The sequence below is a fragment of the Hydrogenophaga electricum genome, assembly GCF_030160815.1.
GTDB lineage: Bacteria > Pseudomonadota > Gammaproteobacteria > Burkholderiales > Burkholderiaceae_C > Hydrogenophaga > Hydrogenophaga electricum.
In genome coordinates, this window is the sequence record NZ_BSPB01000056.1 from 1 (window position 1) to 22,775 (window position 22,775).

The following is a 22,775-nucleotide window of genomic DNA, read 5'->3' on the forward strand; positions in this document are numbered from 1 at the left end:
TGGCTGTTCATCCGGGGGGATTCCTCTGAGAGTTCTGAAGCGTCGTAACTCCAGTCTCCCAGACCCTTCCGGGTGAACAACCTATTGAGACATCACAACTAGAGACCTTGAAAGCGCCCACCGGCGCGTTCGATGACCCTGTCATCTGTCTCTCTCCACACCCCATTCAGGAAACAACCATGTCCGCCACCGATACCGCCGAAGCAGCCGCCGTCACCACCATCAAGACCTGTCTGCGGCCGATCGACGCCCAGGGGCTTTGCGAATTCGCGGCCGCCGGCAAGCCCAACCCGGCGCGGCGAGGCACGGCACCAACAAGGTCCACACCGTGATGGAAGGCCAGTACCGCTCGCTCAGCTATGTGGGCGACAAGCACGCCGTGGTGGTCGACGAGCCCTTGCACCAGCCCCTGTCAGCGGCGCAAGACAGCGCTTGGCGCAGCGAGGAAGCCCCTGCCAGGGCCACCTTCAGGTCGTGAGTGAAACAGTGAGCGGGATGGTCTGCCGAGGCGGTTGTACGGGCCGCTCCGCCCGCGCGCGCAACTGCCCGCAGCCGCCGTCCACGTCCTGCCCGGCGGACATGCGCAGCTTGGTCAGGATGCGCTGGCGGTGCAGGCGGCGCGCCATGTCGGCCGCCTTCTCCCAGCTCGGGCGCCGGAAGGGCATGCCTTCGGTGGTGTTGTAGGGGATCAGGTTGAGGATGGCGTACTTGCCGGTGAGCAGGCGCACCAGGCCTTCGATCTCGTCGTCGCTGTCGTTGATGCCGTCCAGCAGCGTCCACTGGTATTGGATCGGGTAGCCGGTGGCGCGGGCGTAGGCCTCGCCGGCGTCGACCAGTTCTTCGGGCGTGAGGCGCGGTGCACGCGGCAGCAGGCGCTCGCGCAGATCCGCCCGGGTGGTGTGCAGCGACAGCGCCAGCGCCGGCTTGACCACGCCGCGCGGCAGCTCTGCGAACACGCGCGGGTCGCCCACGGTGGAGAACACCAGGTTCTTGTGGCCGATGTTGCCCACCGTGCCCAGCAGCTCGATGGCCTCCATCACGTTGTCGAGGTTGTGCGCGGGTTCGCCCATGCCCATGAACACCACCTTCTTGACCTCGCGCCGGGTGCGCGCCAGGGCCACCTGGGCCACGATCTCGGCACTGCCGAGCTGGCGGATCAGCCCCGTGGTGCCGGTCATGCAGAAGGTGCAGCCCACGGCGCAGCCCACCTGCGTGGACACGCACAGCCCCGGCGTGCGGTCGGGCAGCAGCAGCACGCTTTCCACCAGTTGCCCGTCGCCCAGCCGCACCAGCAAGCGCTCCGACCCGTCGTCACCCGGGTGGGCCGATTCCAGCTGCGCCAGCCCGGCCAGGTCGGCCTCGATGGCCGGCAGGGCGGCGCGCAGCGTGGCCGGCAGAAAGTGCTCGATGGCCCGCTTGCCCGCCGTCTGCGGCAAAGCCTGGCTCCAGAGGCGGAGCACGCGGTGTTCGTGTTTGGGCAGGGCGCCGAGCGCCCGCAGGCGCTCGCGCAGGGACTGGATGCGCATGGCGCCATTGTCCCAGCAAGCCGTCGGACATGGCGGCCCGGGTGGCCAGCCCCCGCCCGGCGGCCGACAATGGACCCACAACCACCACAAGGAGACCCACGATGCTGGACATGGTGATCGACGCGCGCGAAGGCGACCTGGGGCACGGCCTGAAAGTGCGGCGCCTGCTGCCCTACGCCAGGCGCCGCCACCTGGGCCCCTTCGTCTTTCTGGACCACGCCGGGCCCGTGACCCTGGCGCCGGAACACACCCGTTCGGCCGACGTGCGGCCGCACCCGCACATCGGCCTGGCGACCGTGAGCTACCTGCTCAGCGGCCAGATCACGCACCGCGACAGCCTGGGCGTGCGCCAGGAGATCCGTCCCGGCGACGTGAACTGGATGACCGCCGGCCGGGGCATCTCGCATTCGGAACGGTTCACCCACCCGGACTCCTTCGCCGGCGGCGGGCTGGAGCTGATCCAGATGTGGGTCGCTCTGCCCGAAACCGACGAAGAGTGCGAGCCCGCCTTCACCCACTACCCCAAGGCCGACCTGCCGGAGTGGACCGACCACGGCGTCTGGCGGCGCCTGGTGGCGGGCACCGCCTACGGCAAGACCAGCCCGGTGCGCACGCATTCGCCCATGTTCTACCTGCACGCCGAATGCCCGGAAGGCGCCACCCTGCCCTTGCCGGGCGGCTACAGCGAACAGGGCCTCTACGTGGCCCGCGGCGCCGTCGAGCACGACGGCCAGGTGTATACGCCCGGCCAGTTGCTGGTGTTCGACGGCGCGCAGGACAGCCTGACCGCACGCGCCGACAGCACGCTGATGGTGTTCGGCGGCGAGCCGCTGGGCGAGCGCCACATCTTCTGGAACTTCGTGTCGTCGCGCCGCGAACGCATCGAGCAGGCGAAGGCCGACTGGGCCGCAGGGCGCATGCCGCTGCCCCCCGACGACCACGACGAGTGGATTCCGCTGCCGGGCTGAGGCGCCGGCCGTTTTTTGGCGCCACAATGGCCGGATCACGGCCACACGCTCACCCACGCCCATGTCCCTGTTCGAGAAACTGCTCGGACCGCGCCGCACGCGGCAGGCCCCGGAAGCCCTGGCGCCTGCCCGGCGTCAGGCCGCGGTCGAAGCCTCCGCCAGCGCGCACGAAGCGGCCCACCTGCTGCGCGCGCCCACCGCGCTGATGCAGCTGGACGAAGCCGAAGCCCTCACCGTGGTCGGCTTCATGAAACCGCGCCGCTTCCCGGCGGGCACCGCCATCATTCGCCAGGGCGAAGCCAGCGACACCGGTTTCATGGTGCTGGTGCTCGAAGGCGAGATCACGGTCGAGGCGCAGCGCATCAGCCGGCGCGACCCGGTCACCCTGAACGTGCTGGGCCCTGGCAGCCTGATCGGCGAGATGGCCCTGGTCGACGGCGAGGCCCGGTCGGCCACCTGCCTGGCCAGCACCGACGTGCACTGCGCCGTGCTCACGCGCGACGCGCTCGAAACCCTGACCACCGAACAACCGGCCACCGCGGCCAAGCTCATGACCGCGGTGGCCCAGCGCCTGGCCGAACGCCTGCGTGAAAACAGCCAGAAACTGCAGGTCTACGCCAAGCTGGTGCAAACGCTGCAGCAGGAAGTGGACCGGCTCATGCCGACGCCGGACCGGCGCTTGTGAACCAAGGCCCCCACGCTCCGCCGCTGACGCGGGTCGCTGCCCCCCGAGGGGGCTGAACCCACCTGGGGGCGGCCCGGCGGTGGGTTCGCTCGCTCCCACGCCTCACCGCTGAACACCGTCATGCCCGCGCAGGCGGGCATCCAGTGCCCATGTGCGTCCACGCTCTGGATTCCCGCTTTCGCGGGAATGACGGGGGTAGTGCGCATGGGGTCGGGCCATCGTGCGCAAGAACCAGGCCCCTGCAGACATCCCCGAGGCCAGCCTTCCCGTCATGCCCGCGCAGGCGGGCATCCAGTGCCCATGTGCTTCCACGCTCTGGATTCCCGCTTTCGCGGGAATGACGGGGTGGGTGGTGCGCATCGGGTCGGGCCATCGTGCGCGCACACCAGACCCCTGCGGACATCCTCGGTACCGCCCCCCACGCTCGCGGCTGGCTCAAGTGTTCGGCGCGGTCTTGGCGCTCCAGATCATGGTGATCGCCAGGATGCCGAGCACCACGCCCAGCGACACCGCCACCGGGATCTTGAACACGTCGATCAGCATCATCTTGGTGCCGATGAAGACCAGGATCACGGCCAGGCCGTAATTGAGCAGGTGGAAGCGGCTGGCCGCGGCCTGCAGCAGGAAGAACATGGCGCGCAGGCCCAGGATGGCGAACACGTTGCTGGTCAGCACGATGAACGGGTCTTTGGTGATGGCGAAGATGGCCGGGATCGAGTCGACCGCGAAGATCACGTCGGTCAGGCCCACCATGGCAATCACCATCAGCAGCGGCGTGGCGATTTTCTTGCCGTTTTCGACGGTGAAGAATTTTTCGCCGTCGTAGCGCTCGCTGATGGGCATCACGCGGCGCAGCAGCTTGAGCGCGGGGTTGTCGTCCAGGCTTTCTTCCTGGCCGGCGGCCCACCACATCTTGATGCCGGTGAGGATCAGGAAACCGCCGAAGAGGTAGAGGATCCAGTGGAACTGCGACAGCAGCCAGCCGCCCACCAGGATCATGATGGTGCGCAGCACGATGGCGCCCAGGATGCCGAACATCAGCACCCGCTTCTGGAACGCCGGCGGCACCGCGAAGTAGGTGAAGATCAGCAGGAAGACGAAGATGTTGTCGACCGCCAGGCTCTTCTCGATCAGGTAGCCGGTCAGGAACTCCAGCGATTTTTCGTTGGCCACGGCGGTCGAGCCCGTCATGTCCTTGATCGCCCACCACAGCAGGCCGTTGAAGACGAAGCTCACGGCCACCCAGGCGAGCGACCAGTTCAGCGCCTCCTTGACGCTGACCTCGTGGGCGCCCTGCTTTTTCAGCACGACGAAGTCGACAAAGAGCGCGGCGAGCACGAAGGCGACGAAGACGCCCCAGAGCCACAGGGGTGCGATGGTTTCCATGAACGGACCTTGCAAGGATGGTGTTGAACAAACACCCTCCAAGGTCTGGCCGGAACCGGACGGGGCGTCCGGCCCGGGACATCCGGCGACCGCTCACAGCGACCGCGTACTGACGGATGCCCCGCCCGCCGAGGCCGGGCTGTGCGTCCGGCGGCGGGCTGGTTACTCCCCTTGATGGGAAGCCCGGATTCTGCCGCCGATCCGAAACCGCACAAGCGGAAGGACCTTCTGTCTAAACCTGAAGGTGGCAAACCCAGCCACCAGGGGAATACGCTGGGTGCCCGGTGCCCCTACTCGCGCAGCAGGGCTTCCAGGGTCAGCGGCGGCACCGCTCCGCCCCCTGCGGCCCACAGCGCCTGGGCACGCTGGCAGTTGCGGACGAAGTCTGCGGCCCAGATCAGGCCCTGCTCGCCTTGCAGGGGCAGAAGGCCGGCGTTCCCGCCCAGCGGGGCCTCGGCCTGCGCCAGCCCGGCCACTGCCGCGATCCGCGCGACCTGCGACAACCGCCCCCGCGCCGTGTCGAACGCGGCCGGATCGGCCGACAGGTGCGCCTCGGCGAGCGCGATCGCATGCGCCACCTCCGGGAAAGGCCCCTCCCAGCGATAGCCGCGCTGGCGCTCCAGCGACAGCAGGTCGACGCGCGCGACGAACCGGCCATCGCGGTCCTGGTACAGCGGCTGGCCGTCGCGGTAGTCGTGAAACCGCGCCCAGAAACCCGGGCGCAGGGCGGTGTGTGTCAACCACCAGGCGCCGCGCGCGATGGCGTCCCGGACCGCCGGATCGGGCCGCCAGCGGTCCACCTCGATCAGGGTGTGCAGCACATAGGCCGACTCGATGGTGGCCAGCGCCGCCGGCTCGAAACTGCGGCCGGGCGCCGCGCCGCCCTGCGCGTCGTACTGCTGGGCCCAGCCACCACGGCGCGACTGGCCCCGCAGCAAAAACCCGACCCCGCGCTCCAGCGCCTGCCGGTAGCGTTCATGCCCGTACACGCGGTACCCACGCAACAGCGCCCGCAGGTGCGAGGTGCTCAGGTCGTCGTTGATCGTGGCCAGCGGGGAGTACGACTTGCCACGCAGGAAGTCGTAGGGCCAGGCACCCTGCGCGTTCTGCGTCATGACCAGGAAATCCAGTGCCCGGGTGGCGCTGGCGTCGATCCAGCGCGCATCGGCTGCCGAACGCGCCCGCAGGTCCAGCAGGAAGCCGATGGCCTCGGCCGTCATGCCCTCGTCCAGCGCGGGCCGCTGCCGGGACGGCATGGCCGTGTCGAGACACGCCCCAGCCGGCACGGCCTCGGCCGACCAGCCACCCACGCACTGCTGGGTCCGCACCACCGCACGGGCGGCCTCGCGGGCCCATGCCAGGTAGGCCGCATCGCCGGTCAGCGCCGCCATCTGCAGCAGGCAGGCGCCGACGCGCGGTGTCGACCCCGGGGGGCGCATCCAGATCGCGTCTGCCCGCAGCGTCTTGGACAGCTGCTCACCATGGCGCCGAGCCCCATCGGCCGACACCGCCGCGGCATAACCGCCCTGCACACCCGTGGCGACCAAGCCCTGGGTGAGGTCGCGCCAGCGTGCGCCCAGCACCGCAGGGCCGGGCACCGGCACGTCGGGCTGGCGGATCACGTGGTGTTCGGCCGCCCCCCAGGCGGTCGTCTGCACGTAGTGGTCCACCAGGTAGCGCCGCACCTGCGGATCGACCGGAAATCGGCGGAACGCCACCTGCGGCGGCCGCCAGGTCTGCAGGGCCTGCAACACGTCGTCGGGCGTGATCGCGCCCACCAGCACACGTTTGTGCGAATACACCGCCAGCGACGGCGGCACCAGCAGCCCGGCCCGGAAAGCGTCCATGGGCGAATCGGTGACCACGTAGCCCCCCAGGGGCGCAAAACGCCGCAGCGCCTCGCCCATGGAGACCTTGAGCGCGCCGGCATCGGGGGCCGGCAAGGCCTGCACCAGCCACACGGCGCCGCCGGCCAGGGCGGCGGGCAGCGCCATCGCCAGCGCTCGTCCGGCGCGGGCGCCGGTCGACCACAACCGCGTCACCAGTGCTGCCAGCGCCACGCCCCCCAGCCAGGCCAGGGGCGGCAGCAACAGCAACACCTGGTGAAACCACACCGGTGTGTGTCCTACCAAGGCCACCGCCGGTACCCCCAGCCAGAGCAGCACCGCCCCGCTGTGTCCGGGCCTGCGCCAGCCCCACCAGAGCAGGCCGGCCAGACCCGCGATGCCCAGCATCCGCTGCTGCGACAGCACCGCCCAGATGGCTTCGGCACTCAGCCGCCAGTCGTGCGCCTGGCGCAGTTCCTGCGCCACGTGCGGTCGCAACAACTGGTCGAAAAACGCCTCGCCCGCCGATGCGGCCACAAAGGCCAGCCCGGCGGCAGCGGCAACCCCGAAAGCCCCCAGCGCACCCCACTGGCGCCGCAGCCCCTCGGACGCACGGCATTGCCAGAGCAGCAGCAACAGGGCCGGCGCCATCAGGCCGGTAAACAGCTTGGTCTGCAGCGACAGCGCGAACACCCCGCCGGCCAGCGCCGCACCGGTCATCCCCCAGCGCCGGGACGCGAGGTCCATCGCCAGCACCGCCAGCGCGATGGCGGGCAGGCCCACCATGACCGACACCGACAGCTGCACGAACAGCGGTGCCGTCATCAGCAGCAGCAAGGTCGCCAGGGCCGCCGCCCGGCCGTGCAGGCGCTGCACCAGGCTGTAGAGCGCGCCCAGCAGCAGGCAGGCGCTGGCCAGAACCAGACACCGGGCGGCCGTCACGCTCCAGGGAAACAGTTGCTGCACCAGCGCCAGGGCGTGGGTCAGCAGCGGCGGCTGATCGCTCCAGATATCGGCATACAGGTCGTGCCCGGCCCCCACCAGGGCCGCCTTGGCGAGATTGAGCCCCTCGTCCGGGTTGATTTCATACAACCCGAACCAGGAGAACCCCCACACCGCCCAGGCGGCCCACGCCGCCACCAGCGCAAAGGGCAGCCCAGCCTTCAGCGCGTCAATGCCGCGGCGTGTCATGCGGGCCAGGCCCGGCCCGGGTCAGGCGGCTTCCGGGTAGAACACCGTGCGCGGCGTCTGCTTCGACACCGCATCGTGGATGGCGCCGATGTGCTGCGGCGTGGTGCCGCAGCAGCCGCCCACGATGTTCACCAGGCCTTCGGCCGCGAACTCGCGCAGCAGGCGGCTGGTGACGTCCGGCGTCTCGTCGAAGCCGGTGTCGCTCATGGGGTTGGGCAGGCCGGCGTTGGGGTAGCAGCTGATGAAGGTGTCGCCCGCGACCTTGGCCAGTTCCTGGATGTAGGGGCGCATCAGCGTGGCGCCGAGCGCGCAGTTCAGGCCCACGGCCAGGGGCTGGATGTGGCGCACGCTGGCCCAGAAGGCGGTGACGGTCTGGCCGCTGAGGATGCGGCCGGACGCGTCGGTCACGGTGCCGCTGATGATCACCGGCAGGCGCTCGCCGCTCTTCTCGAAGAACTCGTCGATGGCGAACAGCGCGGCCTTGGCGTTGAGCGTGTCGAAGATGGTCTCTACCAGCAGCACGTCGGCCCCGCCCTCGACCAGGCCTTCGATCTGCTCCAGGTAGGCCGCGCGCAACTGCTCGAACGTGACGTTGCGGGCGCCGGCGTCGTTCACGTCGGGGCTGATGCTGGCGGTCTTGGGCGTCGGGCCCAGGGCGCCGGCCACGAAACGCGGCTTGTCGGGCGTGCTGTATTTGTCGCAGGCGGCACGCGCGATGCGGGCCGAGGCCACGTTCATCTCGTAGGCCAGCCCGGCCATGTCGTAGTCTTCCTGAGCGATGGTGGTGGCGCCGAAGGTGTTGGTCTCGATCAGGTCGGCACCGGCCGCCAGGTAGCCTTCGTGGATGTCGCGGATCACGTCGGGCCGCGTGAGGCTCAGCAGCTCGTTGTTGCCCTTGACGTCCTTGTGGAAGTCCTTGAACCGCTCACCGCGGTACTGCGCCTCGCCCAGCTTGAAGCGCTGGATCATGGTGCCCATGGCGCCGTCGAGAATGGCGATGCGATGGGACAGGATCTCGGGCAGCGCCTGGGCGCGGGTGTAGACGGGGGTGTTCATGATCCCGCGATTGTAGAAAGCTGAGCCCTGCCCTGCGGGTTGTCGGGCCATGGCCGGGCCGGCGTCGCGGCGACCGCTGCCCGCGGTGCCCGACAATAGCGGGATGAGACACCTGACCCCCACGGAAGCCTGGGCCTGGTTGCAGGCCGAGACCGAAAGCCGCACCGCCCTGGGCCAGGAACCGCCGCTGTTCGTCGACGTGCGCATGGAAATCGAGTCGCTCTACGTCGGGCGGCCACCCGGCGTGGAAAACATTCCCTGGTACGAATACCCCGACCTCACGCCCGATGCCACGCGCTTCGCGGCGGCGGTGGAACGCGAAGCGGGCGGCCGGGACCGGCCCATCCTGCTCATCTGCCGCAGCGGCAAACGCACGCTGGACGCGGGCACCGCCCTGGAAAAGGCGGGCTTCACCGCCGTGAACCACGTTGTCCATGGCTTCGAGGGCGATCTGAACGAATCCTTCAAACGCAGCACGCTCAATGGCTGGCGCTTTGAAGGGTTGCCGTGGGAACAGATGTGATCGACATCTCGGCCGAAGGCGAAACACTCGAAGCCTGCGCCGCGGTTCTGCAGGAGGTGTTCGGTTACGACGCCTTCCGGGGTCCGCAGGCGCAGATCGTCACGCACGTGAGCGAAGGCGGCGACGCGCTGGTGCTGATGCCCACCGGCGGCGGCAAGAGCCTTTGTTACCAGATCCCGGCCATCGTGCGCCAGCGCGCGGGCCAGGGCGTGAGCATCGTGGTGTCGCCCCTGATCGCGCTGATGCACGACCAGGTCGGCGCGCTGCTCGAAGCCGGCGTCGACGCGGCCTTTCTCAACTCCAGCCTCACCGGCGACGAGGCGCAGCAGATCGAACGCCGGCTGCTCAAGGGCGACATCACGATGCTGTACGCCGCGCCCGAGCGGCTGACCACGCCGCGCTTCCTGGCCCTGCTCGATTCGCTGCACGAACGTGGCCTGCTGTCGCTGTTCGCCATCGACGAGGCGCACTGCGTGAGCCAGTGGGGGCACGACTTCCGGCCCGAATACCGCGAACTGGTGGTGCTGGCCGAGCGCTACGCGGGCGTGCCCCGCATCGCCCTGACCGCCACCGCCGACGACCTGACGCGCGAGGACATCGTGGCCCACCTGCAGCTGCAGGACGCGCGGCGCTTCGTCAGCAGCTTCGACCGGCCCAATATCCGCTACACCATCGTCGAGCGCCAGGACGGCACGCAGCAGTTGCTGCGCTTCATCCGCGACGAACACACCGACGGCCAGGGCCGCCACGACGCCGGCATCGTCTACTGCCAGTCGCGCAAGCGGGTGGAGGACATCGCCGCGCAGCTCTGCGCCCACGGCCTGACCGCCCTGCCCTACCACGCCGGGCTGGACGCCGCCACGCGCCAGCGCCACCAGGACCGCTTCCTGCGCGAAGAGGGCCTGATCATGGTGGCCACCATCGCCTTCGGCATGGGCATCGACAAACCCGATGTGCGCTTCGTGGCCCACCTGGACATGCCCAAGAACATCGAGGGCTACTACCAGGAGACCGGCCGCGCCGGCCGCGACGGCGAGCCGGCCAACGCCTGGATGGCCTACGGCCTGCAGGACGTGGTCAACCAGCGCCGCATGATCGATGAAAGCCCGGCCGGCGACGAATTCAAGCAGGTGCTGCGCGGCAAGCTGGACGCCCTGCTGGCGCTGACCGAGGCCAGCGACTGCCGGCGCGTGCGCCTGCTCGACTACTTCGGCGAGCAGTACACCGGCCCCGACGCTGCGTCGGCGCGCGGGTCGCAGCCCCCCGAGGGGGCCATCCCGCCTTCGGGTGGACCGGCAGCGGGGCGGCTGCGCCCGGTCTGCATGAACTGCGACAACTGCCTGAACCCGCCCGCGCTGCACGATGCCACCGAAGCCGCGCGCAAGCTGCTTTCGTGCATCTACCGCGTGCAGCAGGCCAGCGGCCACGCCTTCGGCGCCGGCCACATCACCGACATCCTGCGCGGAAAAACCACCGACAAGGTGACCCAGTACGGGCACGAGAAGCTCAGCACCTTCGGGATCGGCGCCGACCTGTCCGAATCGCAATGGCGCGCCCTGCTGCGCCAGCTCATCGCACGCGAAGCCGTGCAGGTGCAGGAGCCCCCGTACAACACCCTGTCGCTGGCCGACGCGGCGCGCCCCATCCTCAAGGGCGACACCCAGGTGTGGCTGCGCACCGCGACCGAAAAGGGCAAGCCCTCCCGCGCGCGCCGCGCCGCGCCAACGGCCACCGACGGCCTGCCGCTCACGCTGGCGCAGCGCGAATGCCTGGACGCCCTGCGCGCCTGGCGCGCCGAGGTTGCGCGCGAGCACAACCTGCCGGCCTTCGTGATCTTTCACGACAGCACCCTGCGCGCCATTGCCGAACGGCAACCACAACGCCTGTCGGACCTGGAAGGGGTCAGCGGCATCGGCGCCAAAAAGCTCGAAGCCTATGGCAGCGAAGTGCTGCGGGTGGTGGCCAGCGCGGGCTGAACCGCGCAGCCACCGGCTGGCAGGGCAGCCGAAAGTTCTCAAGAAAAACGCGACCCGCCCGAAAACGGTACATGTCCCCTTTTCGCCCCCGCCGACATGCCTGAGTGCTTTCGTTTCGGGTGCGCTTTCCAGGTTGACAACCATTGACTGACGTTTGAAAAAACCGGCGACCGCCTGTCGGTTTCAGACCGTCTTTTCCCTTTTGCCGACTCAAGGCGCGCGCCCGGGCGCCGATCAGACGGGAAAGCCGGAGAAAGCCTCCGTGCCCCTTTTGCCTGACGGAGTTCGGTATGTTTTTCAAACTGCCCTGGTTCAACAAGAAGCCCGCTGCCAGCGATTCGCAGCTCGACACGCAAGTCCTGGAGCTGGATTTCCTCGTGGACGAGTTCCATGACGCGATGGCCGACATCCAGGACCCGCTGCGCACGCGCCTGCACGCCGCCCTGATCTCGGCCCAGACCCCCAAGGACCTGTGGTTCCTGCGCGGCAAGCTGTTCAACCTGATCGCCAAGCACCACTGCGAAAACATCGCTCACAACCGCGTCGCCCGGCTCGATCACAAGCTGCGCTTCTTCGTCGAACACCACCCCAACCACGCACCGGAAGAGCTGCCTTCGGGCCCGATGGCCCTGCTGCACTGAGACGCCGGCCCCCGGCTCCTCTGGCCCGTCCTGGTGACGGGCTTTTTTTTGGCCGGCCGAACCGCCCGGGCGCCCGATTCCTAGAATCGGGCATGACCTCGCCCCGCACTGCCCGGCCCCTCCTCATCCTCAAGACCGGCGCCACGCACGCCCACATCCGCGAACGTCTGGGCGACTTCGACGACTGGATCGCGTCCGGCCTGAGCGCCGGCGGTGCCACCGCCATGGCCCACGACGCCCGCACCGGGGTGCCACCGGCACCCGACACCTTCAGCGGCGTCGTGATCACCGGGTCGCACGCCATGGTCAGCGACCGCGAACCCTGGAGCGAAGCGCTGGTGCCCTGGCTGCAGACGGCCGTGGCGCTGGGTGTGCCCACGCTGGGCATCTGCTACGGCCACCAGTTGCTGGCGCACGCGCTCGGTGGCACCGTGGCGCACCATCCGGACGGGGTGGAGATCGGCACCGTGACCGTCACCCGCACGCCGCAGGCCGTGCACGACCCTTTGCTGGGCGCGCTGCCCACCCGCTTTGCGGCCCAGGCGGTGCACTGGCAGTCGGTGCGCGCGTTGCCAGCGGGCGCCACCTTGCTGGCCAGCAGCGCCCACGAAAGCCACCACGCTTTCCGCATCGGCGAACGCGCCTGGGGCGTGCAGTTCCACCCCGAGTTCTCCGATGCGGCGCTGCGCCTGTACCTGGAAGGCCTGCAGCCCACCCTGGCCCGCGAAGGTCTGGATGCGGCCGCCATCGCGGACGCGCTCAAACCCACTCCGGAAGCCGCCTCCGTGCTGCCGCGCTTTGCGCAACTGGCGCTGCAGCCTGCCTGAAGCCGGTCTGGGAAACGGCCCGTAAACGGCCCGTCAGTCCAGGAGACCGTCGCGACCGACCTCGCGGATCGACTCCAGGGCTGCCCGCACCGCGACCCGGTTCACCGAGTCCTCGCGCCAATACATGGAGATGGACCCCAGCACCCCCAGGCTCAGGGGGATGATGGACAACAGGTTCAGGCGCTCCCAGCGGGATGCGGGCCGTCGTGAAGTGACGCCGATCATGTCGCTGTGCAGCAGCAAGGTCACGTTGAGTGTGGCCGAGTTCGACTCCACGTGGTGGACCGGTGGGTAGCGCCCAATCTCTGCCAGCGCTTTGTCGAACGCACGGCGCACCGGTGTGCCTTTGGCCCACAGCGCCCAGGGATAGGCGAGCACGTCGTCCCAGGTGATCTCCGGCAAGCCGAAGATCGGGTGGTCATGGCGCGCCACGACATGAATGGGCTCGGCGTACAGCGTTTCCGAGCGCACCTGGGGCAGCAACGAACTGGCCTCGCCCGGTCCGACCACGATGTCCATTTCGCCCGCGTGGAGTGCGTTGATCAGGTTGTCGAGGTTGTTCTCGATCAGCCGCACATGGGCGTTGGGCACCTTGTCCACGATGCGCAGCACCGCCATTGGCACGGTATCCACCGAGGAAACCCCGGCGAACCCGATGGTGACGATGCCGCTGCTGCCTTCGCGCATCAGCCGCATGTCCTCACGGGCGGTGTCCAGATGCGCCTCGACGCGGCGTGCGTGTTCGATGAGCACCTGGCCATAGGTGGTGGGTCGCAATCCGCGGGCGTGGCGCGTAAACAGCGGCAACCCGATGTCGTCTTCCAGTTCCTTGAGCCATTTGGACAGCCCCGGCTGCGTGGTGTGCAGCGCCTCGGCGCTCAGGCTCATGTTGCCGGTCTGCGCCAGGCTCAGCAGCATCTGGAGGTTGCGCAGGCGCAGCCGGTGGGTCCAGTCCATTGACATCGTGAGCGTCTCCACGTATTGCGAAAAGTGTATTGACTATAAGAAGAAGTCATTTCTGCAGATATACCTGATCCGGGACACTGGGCGTTTCAAAAACCAGAGGAGACAGACAGCATGTCGAACGGGCATTCGCTCAGGTTTCAGGACCGCGTGGCACTGGTGACCGGTGGCGCGTCGGGCATCGGCCTGGCCGTGGTGGACCGCCTGGTGCGCGAGGGCGCACGCGTGGCCGTCTGGGACATCGATGGCGGCAAACTGGCCCGCTGCCACGCGCGGCACGGCGACCGGGTGCTGGTCCAGACCGTGGACGTCGGCGATGCGGCGGCCATCGAGGCGGCGATGGTCGAGACGGTGGCGCGGTGGCAGCGGCTGGACATCCTGGTCAACGGCGCGGGCATCGTCGGCCCCAACGGCCCCTTCTGGGAAACCGAGGTGGCGCAATGGGAGCGCGTGGTCCGCATCAACCTCACCGGCAGCTTCCTGGCCTCGCGCGCCGCCACCCCGCACCTGCGGCACAACGGCTGGGGCCGCATCGTCAACATCGCGTCCGTGACCGCGAACGAGGGGCCCAGGCACCTGGGGCCCTATGCCGCCACCAAGGCGGGCGTGGTGGGCCTGACCAAGTCGATGGGCAAGGATCTGGCGGGCAGTGGGGTGCTGGTCAATGCCATCACGCCGGCCCTGATCGCCACCGAACTGCTGGAGCAGCTCACGCCCGAGTACATGGCCGCCGCGCTCGCGCGCATCCCCCTGGGCCGCCCTGGCACCCTGGACGAGGCGGCGGCACTGGTCACCTGGCTGTGCTCGGAAGAATGCTCGTTCTCCACCGGCGCCAGCTACGACCTGTCCGGTGGCCGCGGCGTCTGAGCCGACCCGCCGCCCCGCCCATCCGCAACCGACCTCTGCCATGAACACACCTTCCCCGGCTTCCGCCGCCCGCCTGCCCGTGCTCGTGATGGGCTGCGGCGCCATCGGCCGCATGCACATCGAACGCATCGTTCGCCACCCCGACGTGACCCTGGCCGGCATCGCCGACCCGGCCGACGCCAGCCGCGCCCTGGCGGCGGAGCTGGGGGCTCCCTGGTCCGCCGACCCCCTTGAGCTGCTGGACCGCGGCCACGCCCGTGCGGTCATCGTCGCCACGCCCAACCACACCCACACCGACCTGGGCGTGGCCTGCATCGAACGCGGCCTGCCGGTGCTGGTCGAAAAGCCGGTGGCCGACACGGTGGCCGACGCAGCCCGGCTGTGCGAGGCCGCCGAAGCGGCCGGCGTGCCGCTGATGGTCGGCCACCAACGCCGCCACAACCCCATCCTGCGCCAGGCGCGCGCGCTGATCGCGCAAGGCGCACTGGGGCAACCGGTCAGCGCCACGGCCATGGCCACCTGGCTCAAGCCCGACAGCTACTTCGAGGCCGCCTGGCGACGCACCCTGGGCGGTGGACCGGTGCTGATCAACATGATCCACGACATCGACCTGTTGCGCTTTCTGCTGGGCGAGGTGGTGTCGGTCCAGGCGCAGACGTCGAACCGGGTCCGCGGCTTCGAGGTCGAGGACACGGCCACCGCCATGCTGCGCTTCGAGAACGGCGCCCTGGCCACCCTCGTGGTCAGCGACGCCGCCGTGGCGCCCTGGAACTGGGATCTGGCCGCTGGCGAGGCCGACCACTACGCCCAGCAGGACGTGGATTCGATCTTCCTGACCGGCACCGAAGGGTCGCTCACGGTGCCGCGGCTGCAGCTGTTCCGCTACCAGGGCGCCCGCGGCTGGCACGAGCCGCTGAGCCAGGCGCGCACGCCGCTGCACCGCCTGGACCCCTACGCCGAACAGTTGCGCCATCTGCGCGCGGTGGCCGAAGGCCGCGAGAAGCCGGTGTGCAGCGGACGCGATGGACTTCGCACCCTGCAGACCACCCTGGCTGTGCACGAGGCCGCGCGCACTGGCGCGGCCGTGACACTGAGCCCGGCCTGAACGTGCGCCCGGCAACGGGCTCACATGCGCGCCAACATGCCGCCATCGATGGCCAGCAACTGACCATTGACGAAGCTGCCACCCGGCGAAGTCAGAAACAGCACCGCCGGCGCGATGTCCTCGGGCACCGCCCAGCGCGCGCAGGGCACCGCCTCCTGCAGGAAGTGCTCAAAGCCCTCGCGCTGCTGCAGGCCGACGGTGAAGTCGGTGCGCACAAAGCCCGGGGCGACCGCGTTGGCCGTCACGCCATAGGGACCGTACTCGACGGCGATCGCACGCGCCAGCGCCGCCAGCGAGGCCTTGGCGGTGGAATACGCAGCGATCAGCGGCATGGTGGCCACGGCCGATACCGAAGACATCATGACCACACGGCCGAAGCCCCGGCTGCACATACCGGGCAGGAAGGCCTGGGTGCAGTGCAACGCGCCGTGCACGTGAACGTCCATCAGGGCCTGCCATTCCTCCATCCGCATCTCCAGCAGCGGCTTGCGGTTCTGCACGCCCGCGTTGCTGACCAGGATGTCGACCGACCAGCCGTCGGCATCCAGCTGGTGCTGGGCAGTCATCACCGCCGCGCGGTCGGACACGTCGAAGGCGGCGGCACGGGCCTCTGCTCCCGCCTGGCGCAACAGCCCGACCGTTTCCTCGCAGTCCTCGGGACGGCGGTCGTTGACCACCACGCGCGCGCCGGCATGCCCAAGCGCCAGGGCCACGGCGCGCCCGATGCCGCGCCCGGCGCCCGTCAGCAGGGCGGTGCGCCGGGACAGGCCGAACGTGCGCTGCAGGTAGGGGGTGTCGCTCATGGCTGACCTCCGTTTCCGGTCGCAGCATCCACGGGCCGGCCGGCGGCATGCATGGCCACCCGGTAGCCGAAGGTCAGGGCCGGCCCGAGCGTGGTGCCGGGCCCGGGGTAGGTGCCCATCATGATCGAGGCCATGTCGTTGCCGGCCGCGTACAGCCCGGCGATGGGCGTCCCGTCAGTGGCCAGCACCTGGCCGTCGGCGTTGGTCTGCAGGCCCGTGGAGGTCGCGATCTCGGCTGGCCAGACCGCCAGGGCCACGAACGGCCCTTGCTCGATCGGCCGCAGGCAGGGGTTGGGCTGTTGGGTGGGATCGCCGTTGAAACGGTTGAGCTCGGTGTCGCCCTTGCCGAAGTCCAGGTCACGGCCCTGCCGCGCCATGTCGTTGTAGCGCGCGACCGTGGCCTGCAGGGCCTCGACCGGCACCTGGATGCGCTCGGCCAGGCGCGCCAGCGTGGGCGCCGTCACCAGGTAACCCGCCCGTTCGGCCGGCCCCAGGTCGGTGGTTCCGGGATACACGTGACCCAGGCCGTAGCGCCGGACGAACCCGGCCTCGCAGATCAGGTGGGCGGGCATCGTGGGCACCTCGCGATGGGAGGCGTACATGCCCTCGACGAAGTCGTGGTATGAGTGGGCTTCGTTGACGAAGCGCCGGCCCGCGCTGTTGACCGCGATCAGCCCGGGCTTGGCGCGGTCCAGCGAGAGGTGGGGAAACACGCCCCGGCTGCCGTCGGCCCGGCGCGTCACCGATACCGGGGTCCAGAACGCGCCGGGGCCCTGGGTGTCGGGCGCCACCGTGCCCCCTTCGGCCAGGCCCAGCTCGATGCCGTCGCCGGTGTTGCTGGTGCAGGCCACGCTCAGCTCGGGCGTGGGACGCGGCATGAAGCGCGCCCGCAGTCCCGCGTTGTGCCCGTAGCCGCCGGTGGCGATCACGACGCCGCGCGTGGCGCGCACCCGCAGCGTTTGTCCGTCACCCGTTCGCAGCACCGCACCCGCCACGGCGCCGCCGCGCCGCACCAGCGACTGCACCGTCGTCTCGAACAGCACCGGAACGTTCTGCTGCCGCAGGCTGTAGAACAGGCGGGCCGCCAGCGCGTTGCCCATCACCACCCGCGTGCCGCGCGAGTAGCGCAGGCGGTCGGTCAGGTAGCGCAGGAACAGCCGCCCGGCGTAGACGAAGTTGCCCACCGATTGGAAGCGGTTGATCAGCCGGGGGATGTCGTCCTTGCCAGCCATCATCCCGCCCAGCACCAGGAACTCGGGAATCGGCGGGCGGATGCGCTCGAAATCGCGGCCGAGCCGGCGGCCATCGAACATTTCCGGTGCCAGCGCCCGCCCCGAGACCGCCGCACCCGGCATGTCGCGGTAGTCGGGGTGCTTGCCGCTGGGCACGAAGCGCACCTCGCTGCGCTGGCGCAGGTAATCGATCGCCTGCGGCCCGGTGCGCAGGTAGGCGGCACGGATGCCGGTGTGGTCGAGCGCGCCGATCAGCGCGTCCATGTAGGCCGCCGCTGCGGCCTCGGTGTCGCCGTAGCCCGCGTCGCGGCTCTGGCGGTTGCCGGGAATCCAGACCGTGCCGGCCGAGGTGGACATGGTGCCGCCGACTTGATCGGTTTTTTCCACCAGCAGGGGCCGCAGCCCTTCCAGTGCCGCGACCAGCGCCGTGGCCATGCCCGCCGCGCCACCGCCGATGACCAACAGGTCGGTCTCGCGGTCCCAGTGTTCTTGCTCGCTCATCTCGTTTCCTCCTGATGCGCCCTCACGCCGCGGCGCGCAGCGTGGCGGCCAGGTGCTCGCCGGCCAGCATGCCGAAGACGCTCGACTTGGACAGCCCGCCCGAATAGCCGGCCGCTTCGCCCCCGCCTTCCAGGCCGCCGGTGCAGGCGCCCGCGGCATAGAGGCCGTCGATCGGCTGGCCGCCCTGGCCGAGCACGCGCGCCTGGCCGTCGGTGGCGATGCCGCCCATGGTGTAGGTAATGCCCGCGCAGACCTCGACCGCGTGGAACGGCCCCTGGCGCACCGGCCAGGCCCGGTAGGCGGTGGTGGTGCGGGGCGGCTGGCCCTCGGCCGGGCCGCCGTCGGCCAGCGCGTTGTAGCGGGCGACGGTGTCGGCCAGGGTGGCCGGCGGCAGGCCCAGTTGCCCGGCCAGGGCATCGAGCGTCGGCGCCGTGACCAGGCTGCCGCCCGCGCTCAGCAGGTAGGGGTTGGCGGGCAGCAGCCAGTCGCGGCCCGGCCCGTTCCAGGTCGCGTCGTCGAACACGATCACCGCCGACAGGGGGTCGTCCAGTTGCGCGATGGCGTTGGTGACGTACACGCCGCCCAGGCCTTCGTCGCAGAAGCGCCGGCCGCTGGCGTCGAGCACCAGGCCCGCCGTGGCCAGCGAGTCCAGCACCGGGTAGGGCCAGAGCGCGCCATCGGTCATGGCGCGGCGGTGCTGCACGTGGCCGTAGAAGCGGTCGGTGCCGACCAGGCGGGCGCCCACGGCCTCGGCCATGCGCAGGCCATCGCCCTGGCCGGTTTGCGCGTTGCGCTGCAACAGCCGCTCGGGGTGCGCGCAGACGTGGCGGCGCAACAGCGCCAGGTTGCCCTGGAAGCCGCCGTCGGCGATCACCACGGCCTGCGCCCGCAGCGTGCGCGGGGCGCCGTCGACCAGCACCTCGATGCCGGCGCAGCGCCCGTCTTCCATGACCAGTTGCCGGGCCTGCACGCCGCGCTGCAAGCGGCCACCCAGGCGTTGCAGGCTCTCGGCCAGGGTGCGCAGCATCACGTCGCCGGCACGGCCCTTCCAGTTCAGGCCGGTCTGGCGCACGCCCGGCGGCGACAGCGCGTTCTGGCGCAGGCCGTCGGGGCCGGCCTTGATGAAGCGCACGCCCAGGCTTGCGAGCCAGCGCAGCGTGCGCCGGGCGTTGTCGGTCAGCGCGGTGGCCAGCACCGGGTCGGTGGTGCCGCGCGTGGTGCGTTCCAGATTAGCGCGCACCCAGTCGGGCTCACCGGCCATGTCGTCCATGGCGATGTGAAACAGCCCGCCGGTGTAGCGGCTGTTGCACAGGTAGGCCTCGTCCGTGCTTTTTTCCAGCACCAGCACTTTGAGGCCGGCCTGCGCAGCGCGGTTCGCGGCGGACAGCCCGGCCAGGCCGGCGCCGACCACCAGCACGTCGGCATCGTTCGATGGGGTCATCGTGTGTTCCTCGCCGTCGTGTTCAGTACTTGGGCAGCAGGGTGTCGGCGATGATGCGCAGCACCTCGACGTAGCTCAGCAGCAGGCCGAGCAGCACCCCGGCCGCCGCAGTGCCGGCCAGGGCGAGCCAGAGCTGGCCGGTGGCCAGGCCACCGGCCCAGGCCGCGATCAGCACCAGCAGCGACAGGGCCAGGGCGACGCCCTTGCCGCGGGCCACCAGGAACTGGACGACGGGGTAAGTGGGGGTATTCATGCAAAAGAGTCCTTGGTTTGGCGGAAAGGTGGGCGCCCGTTGCTCAGGCCTGCCGCGCGCGCTCCGCCGCAAAGCGGCCGGCACGCCGGCCCGAGGTCATGGCCCAGCCGATGTGGTGGCCGTGGCCGGCAAGGATGGTCCCGCCCTGCCCGGCCGAGCCGGCCGCATACAGCCCGGGCATGACCCGGCCATCGGTTTGCGTCACCTCGTGGCGCACCGTCACGGCGAGCCCGCCTTCGGTGAACACGATCCAGCTCAGCACTGGCCCCAGGGCGTAGAAGGGACCGCGGCGCAGGCCGGGGCGGGTGTCGCCGGGCGGGAGCTGGTCGTTGAAGTCACGCACCTGGCGCTCCAGCACCTGCGCCGGCACGCCCAGGCGATCGGCCAGCCCGGCCAGCGTGGGCGCCTCGTGGTACAGGTCGGGCCGCGTGGCCTTGTAGTCGCGCAGGTAGGCATAGGCCACGCCCGGCGCGGTCGAGACGAAGTTGGGCCAATCCTCGAAGGCCTTGGCCAGCGCGTCGTCGAACACCAGGAAAGCCTCCTTGCCGGGTTGGTGGGGCACCTGCAGCTCGGGGCGCGACAGCTCGTCGGCGAAGCGCTCGCCGCGCCGGTTCACCAGGATCGCGCCGGCACGCAGCATCGACGGTTCGGGCGCGAGCGAGGCGGTCATGAAGCGGGTGACGAAGGGGCGGAACATCCACAGCGGCAGGTTCATCAGCGCGAACTGCATCGGCCGCGTCACCCAGCGCGAGGGCGGCAGGCGGCGCAGCAGCGTCTCGACCGGCGGCGCCTTGAAGCGCAGGCTCGGCCCCCACATGACCTCGGGGTTCTTGATGAAGCCGCCGACGCGCTGGGCGAGCTGGTGACCGTCGCCGGTGCTGGCCGGGTTGATCGCGTCCACGTGCGCGGCGTGCGGCACGTGCTCGCGCTTGAAGTCGGCGCTGGCGCTGAAGTCGCCGCTGGCGATGATCACGCCGCCCCGGGCCTGCAGCGTCACCGGGCCGCGGCCGTCGTGGGCCTCGACCCCGGTGATGCGGTCGCCGTCGCGCAGCAGCCGGTCCACACGGGCGTTCAGCCGGATGTCCACGCCCTGGCGGCGGCATTCCTTTTCCAGGTAGTAGGCGTAGGCGCGCGAATTGGGCAGCACGTTGTGCATGCGCGGTTTCTGGTGCGGTGGCTCGGGCATGGGGCCGTAGAAGCACAGCCCGATGCCGATCAGCCACTCCAGCGTCTCGGGCACATGGTCCACGAGCACGCGCCGCAGTTCCAGGTTTTCCTTGGCCGCGAGTTCCGGCGACAGGAACAGCGACATGTCGTTGAAATGCTCGTCGGGCGTGTCGGCAATGCCCTTGGCTTTCTGGAAGCGGGTGCCGGTGGCGGTGATCGAGCCGACCGACAGGCGGGTGGTGCCACCCAGGTGCGGGTTCTTTTCCAGCAGGATGACGCGCGCACCGTTCTCGGCGGCCGAGATCGCCGCCGCCATGCCGGAGCCACCGCCGCCGATGACGACCACGTCGAACGCCTCCGTCCGCCGCACTGCCTGATTGTTTGCCATATGCCTTCTCATGAAAGGGGGTACACAACCGCCAGCCACCGGAGGGTGGCTGGCCGGTGTTCAGGTCAGAGACGGCACGCCGGTGCAGCGGCGGGTGCGTTGGACGGCTCGAACACCTCTTCCACCACCGGTCGCATCTGGCCGCCCACGTTCTTCACACGGGCGATGAAGTTGGGCACGAGCAGTTGGTTGTCGGCCGCACGCACCGTGAGCTTGCCCAGGACGGTGTCGACCTGGGCGCCCCGCAGCGCCGCCATCACCTCGGCCGGCTTCGGGCTCTTGGCCAGCTTCACGCCTTCCAGCATCACCGCGGCCCCCAGGTAGCCCAGGCCCTCGGTCTCGGTCGGCGGGCGGTTGAACTTCGCGCGCCAGGCGGCGACAAAGGCCTTGTTGCGCGGGTAGTCGAAGTCAGGCCCATAACCGAGCGTGCCGACCATGTTTTCCTGGAAGTTGCTGGTGCCGCGCACCATGAAGTCCGACAGCATGGCGTGGCCCAGCACGGGGGTCTGGGGCATCAGGCCGAACTCGCCGGCCTGCTTCATGAAGGCAATGCCGTCCCGGGCGGGGATCGCCGCCCAGATGGTGTCGACCTTGGCCGCCTTGAGTTGGGCGATGTAAGGCGAGTAGTCCTTGGTGCCGAGCGGCACAAACAGGTTCAGCACCACCTTCTTGCCCTTGCCTTCGACCGCCTTCTTGAAGGACGAAGCGGAATCGTGGCCCCAGGCATAGTCCGAGGCGATCACCGCAAAGTTGTCGCCCTTGAGATTGGCCGCCCATTTGTTGATCATGGCGATGTCGATGGCATCGGACTGCACCGTCCGGATGGCGCGGGCCTTGCAGGTGTCGCCGGTGATCTTGTCGCTCTTGCTGATGGTGGCGAAGTAGGCCGCGTCCCAGCGGTCCAGGCTCTGCATGATCGCCAACGAGACCGCCGAACCGATCGAGCCGATCAGCAGGTTGTGGCCTTCGCGGGCCAGCTTCTCGGCGGCGCGACGGCCAGCGTCGGGGGTGCCCTCGTCGTCGCCTTCAGCGACCTCGATGCGGCGACCATCGACGCCACCTGCCGCGTTGGCCTCGTCGATCGCGAACTTGATACCACGCGCAACCTCTTCGCCCATCTCCGCCCAGACGCCCGTCTTGGAAGTGACGAGGCCCACCTTGACGGGCTCCTTGCCTTGCGCCCACGCGCCCATGGGCAGACAGGCGGCGACAGCAGCGCCCGTGATCAGGCGTGCCAGAGTTCTTCGAGCAAACATGGATGTCTCCTTGTAGGAATGAGAGAGAAAGCCGGAAGCGGTCCGGCAGCCGTTGAACAAAGGGGAAGGACAAAGGCTGAGGGCTGGGTTGCCGCAGGAGCGCTGGTCCGTGCGTCGCTGCCCCACCGCCGGCCTCAGACCATCACGTGGCGCTCCAGCTCCTCAAGCCCCTGGCGCGAATGCACCACCGGCCC

General features: G+C 69.7%; 19 protein-coding genes and 1 pseudogene. 9 read left to right on the plus strand and 11 right to left on the minus strand.

The annotated features are described in order from the left end of the window. Positions 1-179: 179 nt before the first annotated feature. Positions 180-403, plus strand: a pseudogene (locus QQK43_RS19735) (OsmC family protein); the annotation flags it as partial. Positions 404-467: 64 nt separating this feature from the next. Here the strand turns inward: QQK43_RS19735 and QQK43_RS19740 are convergent. Further along, positions 468-1,526 (minus strand): RNA methyltransferase, encoded by a 1,059-nt coding sequence (locus tag QQK43_RS19740; RefSeq protein WP_284309156.1) that lies wholly within the window; start codon positions 1,524-1,526, stop codon positions 468-470. 101 nt (positions 1,527-1,627) lie between these two features. Between QQK43_RS19740 and QQK43_RS19745 the strand changes: the two genes are divergently transcribed. After that, positions 1,628-2,494 (plus strand): pirin family protein, encoded by an 867-nt coding sequence (locus QQK43_RS19745; RefSeq protein WP_284309157.1) that lies wholly within the window; start codon positions 1,628-1,630, stop codon positions 2,492-2,494. Between the two features lie 61 nt (positions 2,495-2,555). Then, on the plus strand, positions 2,556-3,179 hold the full coding sequence (locus tag QQK43_RS19750) for a cyclic nucleotide-binding domain-containing protein (RefSeq protein ID WP_284309158.1): 624 nt from the start codon (positions 2,556-2,558) through the stop codon (positions 3,177-3,179). A gap of 435 nt (positions 3,180-3,614) precedes the next feature. Here QQK43_RS19750 and QQK43_RS19755 read toward each other — a convergent pair whose 3' ends face one another. From QQK43_RS19755 to QQK43_RS19765, 3 genes are all read right to left on the minus strand, one after another. After that, positions 3,615-4,565 (minus strand): TerC family protein, encoded by a 951-nt coding sequence (locus QQK43_RS19755; RefSeq protein WP_234264547.1) that lies wholly within the window; start codon positions 4,563-4,565, stop codon positions 3,615-3,617. Between the two features lie 290 nt (positions 4,566-4,855). Continuing rightward, on the minus strand, positions 4,856-7,582 hold the full coding sequence (locus QQK43_RS19760; RefSeq protein WP_284309159.1) for a pectate lyase: 2,727 nt from the start codon (positions 7,580-7,582) through the stop codon (positions 4,856-4,858). 21 nt (positions 7,583-7,603) lie between these two features. After that, the gene (locus QQK43_RS19765) at positions 7,604-8,638 is read right to left on the minus strand and encodes a homocysteine S-methyltransferase family protein (RefSeq protein ID WP_284309160.1); all 1,035 of its coding nucleotides are present in this window, start codon (positions 8,636-8,638) and stop codon (positions 7,604-7,606) included. A 103-nt stretch (positions 8,639-8,741) separates the two neighbouring features. Between QQK43_RS19765 and QQK43_RS19770 the strand changes: the two genes are divergently transcribed. From QQK43_RS19770 to QQK43_RS19785, 4 genes are all read left to right on the plus strand, one after another. Continuing rightward, positions 8,742-9,161 (plus strand): rhodanese-like domain-containing protein, encoded by a 420-nt coding sequence (locus tag QQK43_RS19770; RefSeq protein WP_234264544.1) that lies wholly within the window; start codon positions 8,742-8,744, stop codon positions 9,159-9,161. Continuing rightward, positions 9,146-11,137, plus strand: coding sequence for a RecQ family ATP-dependent DNA helicase (locus tag QQK43_RS19775; RefSeq protein WP_284309161.1), 1,992 nt, complete (start codon positions 9,146-9,148; stop codon positions 11,135-11,137). Before QQK43_RS19770 ends, QQK43_RS19775 begins: the two co-directional genes overlap by 16 nt. Before the next feature lie 290 nt (positions 11,138-11,427). Then, a complete protein-coding gene (locus QQK43_RS19780; RefSeq protein ID WP_234264542.1) occupies positions 11,428-11,778 on the plus strand; it encodes a hypothetical protein in 351 nt (116 codons plus the stop codon). A 92-nt stretch (positions 11,779-11,870) separates the two neighbouring features. Next, complete coding sequence (locus QQK43_RS19785) at positions 11,871-12,605, plus strand: glutamine amidotransferase (RefSeq protein ID WP_284309163.1); 735 nt, start codon at positions 11,871-11,873, stop codon at positions 12,603-12,605. Between the two features lie 33 nt (positions 12,606-12,638). Here the strand turns inward: QQK43_RS19785 and QQK43_RS19790 are convergent, their stop codons facing one another. Further along, entirely contained in the window at positions 12,639-13,562 is a 924-nt protein-coding gene (locus tag QQK43_RS19790) for a LysR family transcriptional regulator (protein WP_234264540.1), read from the minus strand. Positions 13,563-13,682: 120 nt separating this feature from the next. Here QQK43_RS19790 and QQK43_RS19795 point away from each other — a divergent pair, with 120 nt between their 5' ends. Both QQK43_RS19795 and QQK43_RS19800 read left to right on the plus strand, forming a co-directional pair. Beyond that, positions 13,683-14,435 carry an SDR family NAD(P)-dependent oxidoreductase gene (locus tag QQK43_RS19795; protein ID WP_284309164.1) on the plus strand — a complete coding sequence of 251 codons (753 nt, stop codon included), beginning with the start codon at positions 13,683-13,685 and terminating at the stop codon, positions 14,433-14,435. A 40-nt stretch (positions 14,436-14,475) separates the two neighbouring features. Then, positions 14,476-15,540: a Gfo/Idh/MocA family protein gene (locus tag QQK43_RS19800; protein WP_284309165.1), complete on the plus strand. Its 1,065-nt coding sequence runs from the start codon at positions 14,476-14,478 to the stop codon at positions 15,538-15,540. Between the two features lie 20 nt (positions 15,541-15,560). On the opposite strand, the gene QQK43_RS19805 is transcribed toward QQK43_RS19800, so the two are convergent. The 6 genes from QQK43_RS19805 to QQK43_RS19830 all read right to left on the minus strand — a co-directional run bounded on the left by QQK43_RS19805 (position 15,561) and on the right by QQK43_RS19830 (position 22,581). Next, positions 15,561-16,343, minus strand: a complete 783-nt coding sequence (locus tag QQK43_RS19805) for an SDR family NAD(P)-dependent oxidoreductase (protein ID WP_284309167.1) — start codon at positions 16,341-16,343, stop codon at positions 15,561-15,563. Beyond that, positions 16,340-18,076 (minus strand): FAD-dependent oxidoreductase, encoded by a 1,737-nt coding sequence (locus tag QQK43_RS19810; RefSeq protein WP_284309170.1) that lies wholly within the window; start codon positions 18,074-18,076, stop codon positions 16,340-16,342. The genes QQK43_RS19805 and QQK43_RS19810 overlap by 4 nt, the downstream gene beginning before the upstream one ends. A 22-nt stretch (positions 18,077-18,098) precedes the next feature. Continuing rightward, a complete protein-coding gene (locus QQK43_RS19815; RefSeq protein ID WP_284309172.1) occupies positions 18,099-19,517 on the minus strand; it encodes an FAD-dependent oxidoreductase in 1,419 nt (472 codons plus the stop codon). A 22-nt stretch (positions 19,518-19,539) separates the two neighbouring features. Next, positions 19,540-19,770: a hypothetical protein gene (locus tag QQK43_RS19820; protein ID WP_234264534.1), complete on the minus strand. Its 231-nt coding sequence runs from the start codon at positions 19,768-19,770 to the stop codon at positions 19,540-19,542. 43 nt (positions 19,771-19,813) lie between these two features. Next, entirely contained in the window at positions 19,814-21,325 is a 1,512-nt protein-coding gene (locus QQK43_RS19825) for an FAD-dependent oxidoreductase (RefSeq protein ID WP_284309174.1), read from the minus strand. Positions 21,326-21,390: 65 nt separating this feature from the next. Further along, positions 21,391-22,581 (minus strand): ABC transporter substrate-binding protein, encoded by a 1,191-nt coding sequence (locus QQK43_RS19830; RefSeq protein ID WP_284309175.1) that lies wholly within the window; start codon positions 22,579-22,581, stop codon positions 21,391-21,393. Positions 22,582-22,775 lie beyond the last annotated feature (194 nt).

Coding starts and splice junctions, on each gene's coding strand:
- QQK43_RS19770 (WP_234264544.1), top strand. CDS start 8,742: ATGAGACACCTGACCCCCACGGAAGCCTGGGCCTGGTTGCAGGCCGAG.
- QQK43_RS19800 (WP_284309165.1), top strand. CDS start 14,476: ATGAACACACCTTCCCCGGCTTCCGCCGCCCGCCTGCCCGTGCTCGTG.
- QQK43_RS19825 (WP_284309174.1), bottom strand. CDS start 21,325: ATGGCAAACAATCAGGCAGTGCGGCGGACGGAGGCGTTCGACGTGGTC.
- QQK43_RS19790 (WP_234264540.1), bottom strand. CDS start 13,562: ATGGACTGGACCCACCGGCTGCGCCTGCGCAACCTCCAGATGCTGCTG.
- QQK43_RS19750 (WP_284309158.1), top strand. CDS start 2,556: ATGTCCCTGTTCGAGAAACTGCTCGGACCGCGCCGCACGCGGCAGGCC.
- QQK43_RS19780 (WP_234264542.1), top strand. CDS start 11,428: ATGTTTTTCAAACTGCCCTGGTTCAACAAGAAGCCCGCTGCCAGCGAT.
- QQK43_RS19760 (WP_284309159.1), bottom strand. CDS start 7,582: ATGACACGCCGCGGCATTGACGCGCTGAAGGCTGGGCTGCCCTTTGCG.
- QQK43_RS19785 (WP_284309163.1), top strand. CDS start 11,871: ATGACCTCGCCCCGCACTGCCCGGCCCCTCCTCATCCTCAAGACCGGC.
- QQK43_RS19745 (WP_284309157.1), top strand. CDS start 1,628: ATGCTGGACATGGTGATCGACGCGCGCGAAGGCGACCTGGGGCACGGC.
- QQK43_RS19815 (WP_284309172.1), bottom strand. CDS start 19,517: ATGACCCCATCGAACGATGCCGACGTGCTGGTGGTCGGCGCCGGCCTG.
- QQK43_RS19755 (WP_234264547.1), bottom strand. CDS start 4,565: ATGGAAACCATCGCACCCCTGTGGCTCTGGGGCGTCTTCGTCGCCTTC.
- QQK43_RS19795 (WP_284309164.1), top strand. CDS start 13,683: ATGTCGAACGGGCATTCGCTCAGGTTTCAGGACCGCGTGGCACTGGTG.
- QQK43_RS19740 (WP_284309156.1), bottom strand. CDS start 1,526: ATGCGCATCCAGTCCCTGCGCGAGCGCCTGCGGGCGCTCGGCGCCCTG.
- QQK43_RS19765 (WP_284309160.1), bottom strand. CDS start 8,638: ATGAACACCCCCGTCTACACCCGCGCCCAGGCGCTGCCCGAGATCCTG.
- QQK43_RS19820 (WP_234264534.1), bottom strand. CDS start 19,770: ATGAATACCCCCACTTACCCCGTCGTCCAGTTCCTGGTGGCCCGCGGC.
- QQK43_RS19805 (WP_284309167.1), bottom strand. CDS start 16,343: ATGAGCGACACCCCCTACCTGCAGCGCACGTTCGGCCTGTCCCGGCGC.
- QQK43_RS19830 (WP_284309175.1), bottom strand. CDS start 22,581: ATGTTTGCTCGAAGAACTCTGGCACGCCTGATCACGGGCGCTGCTGTC.
- QQK43_RS19810 (WP_284309170.1), bottom strand. CDS start 18,076: ATGAGCGAGCAAGAACACTGGGACCGCGAGACCGACCTGTTGGTCATC.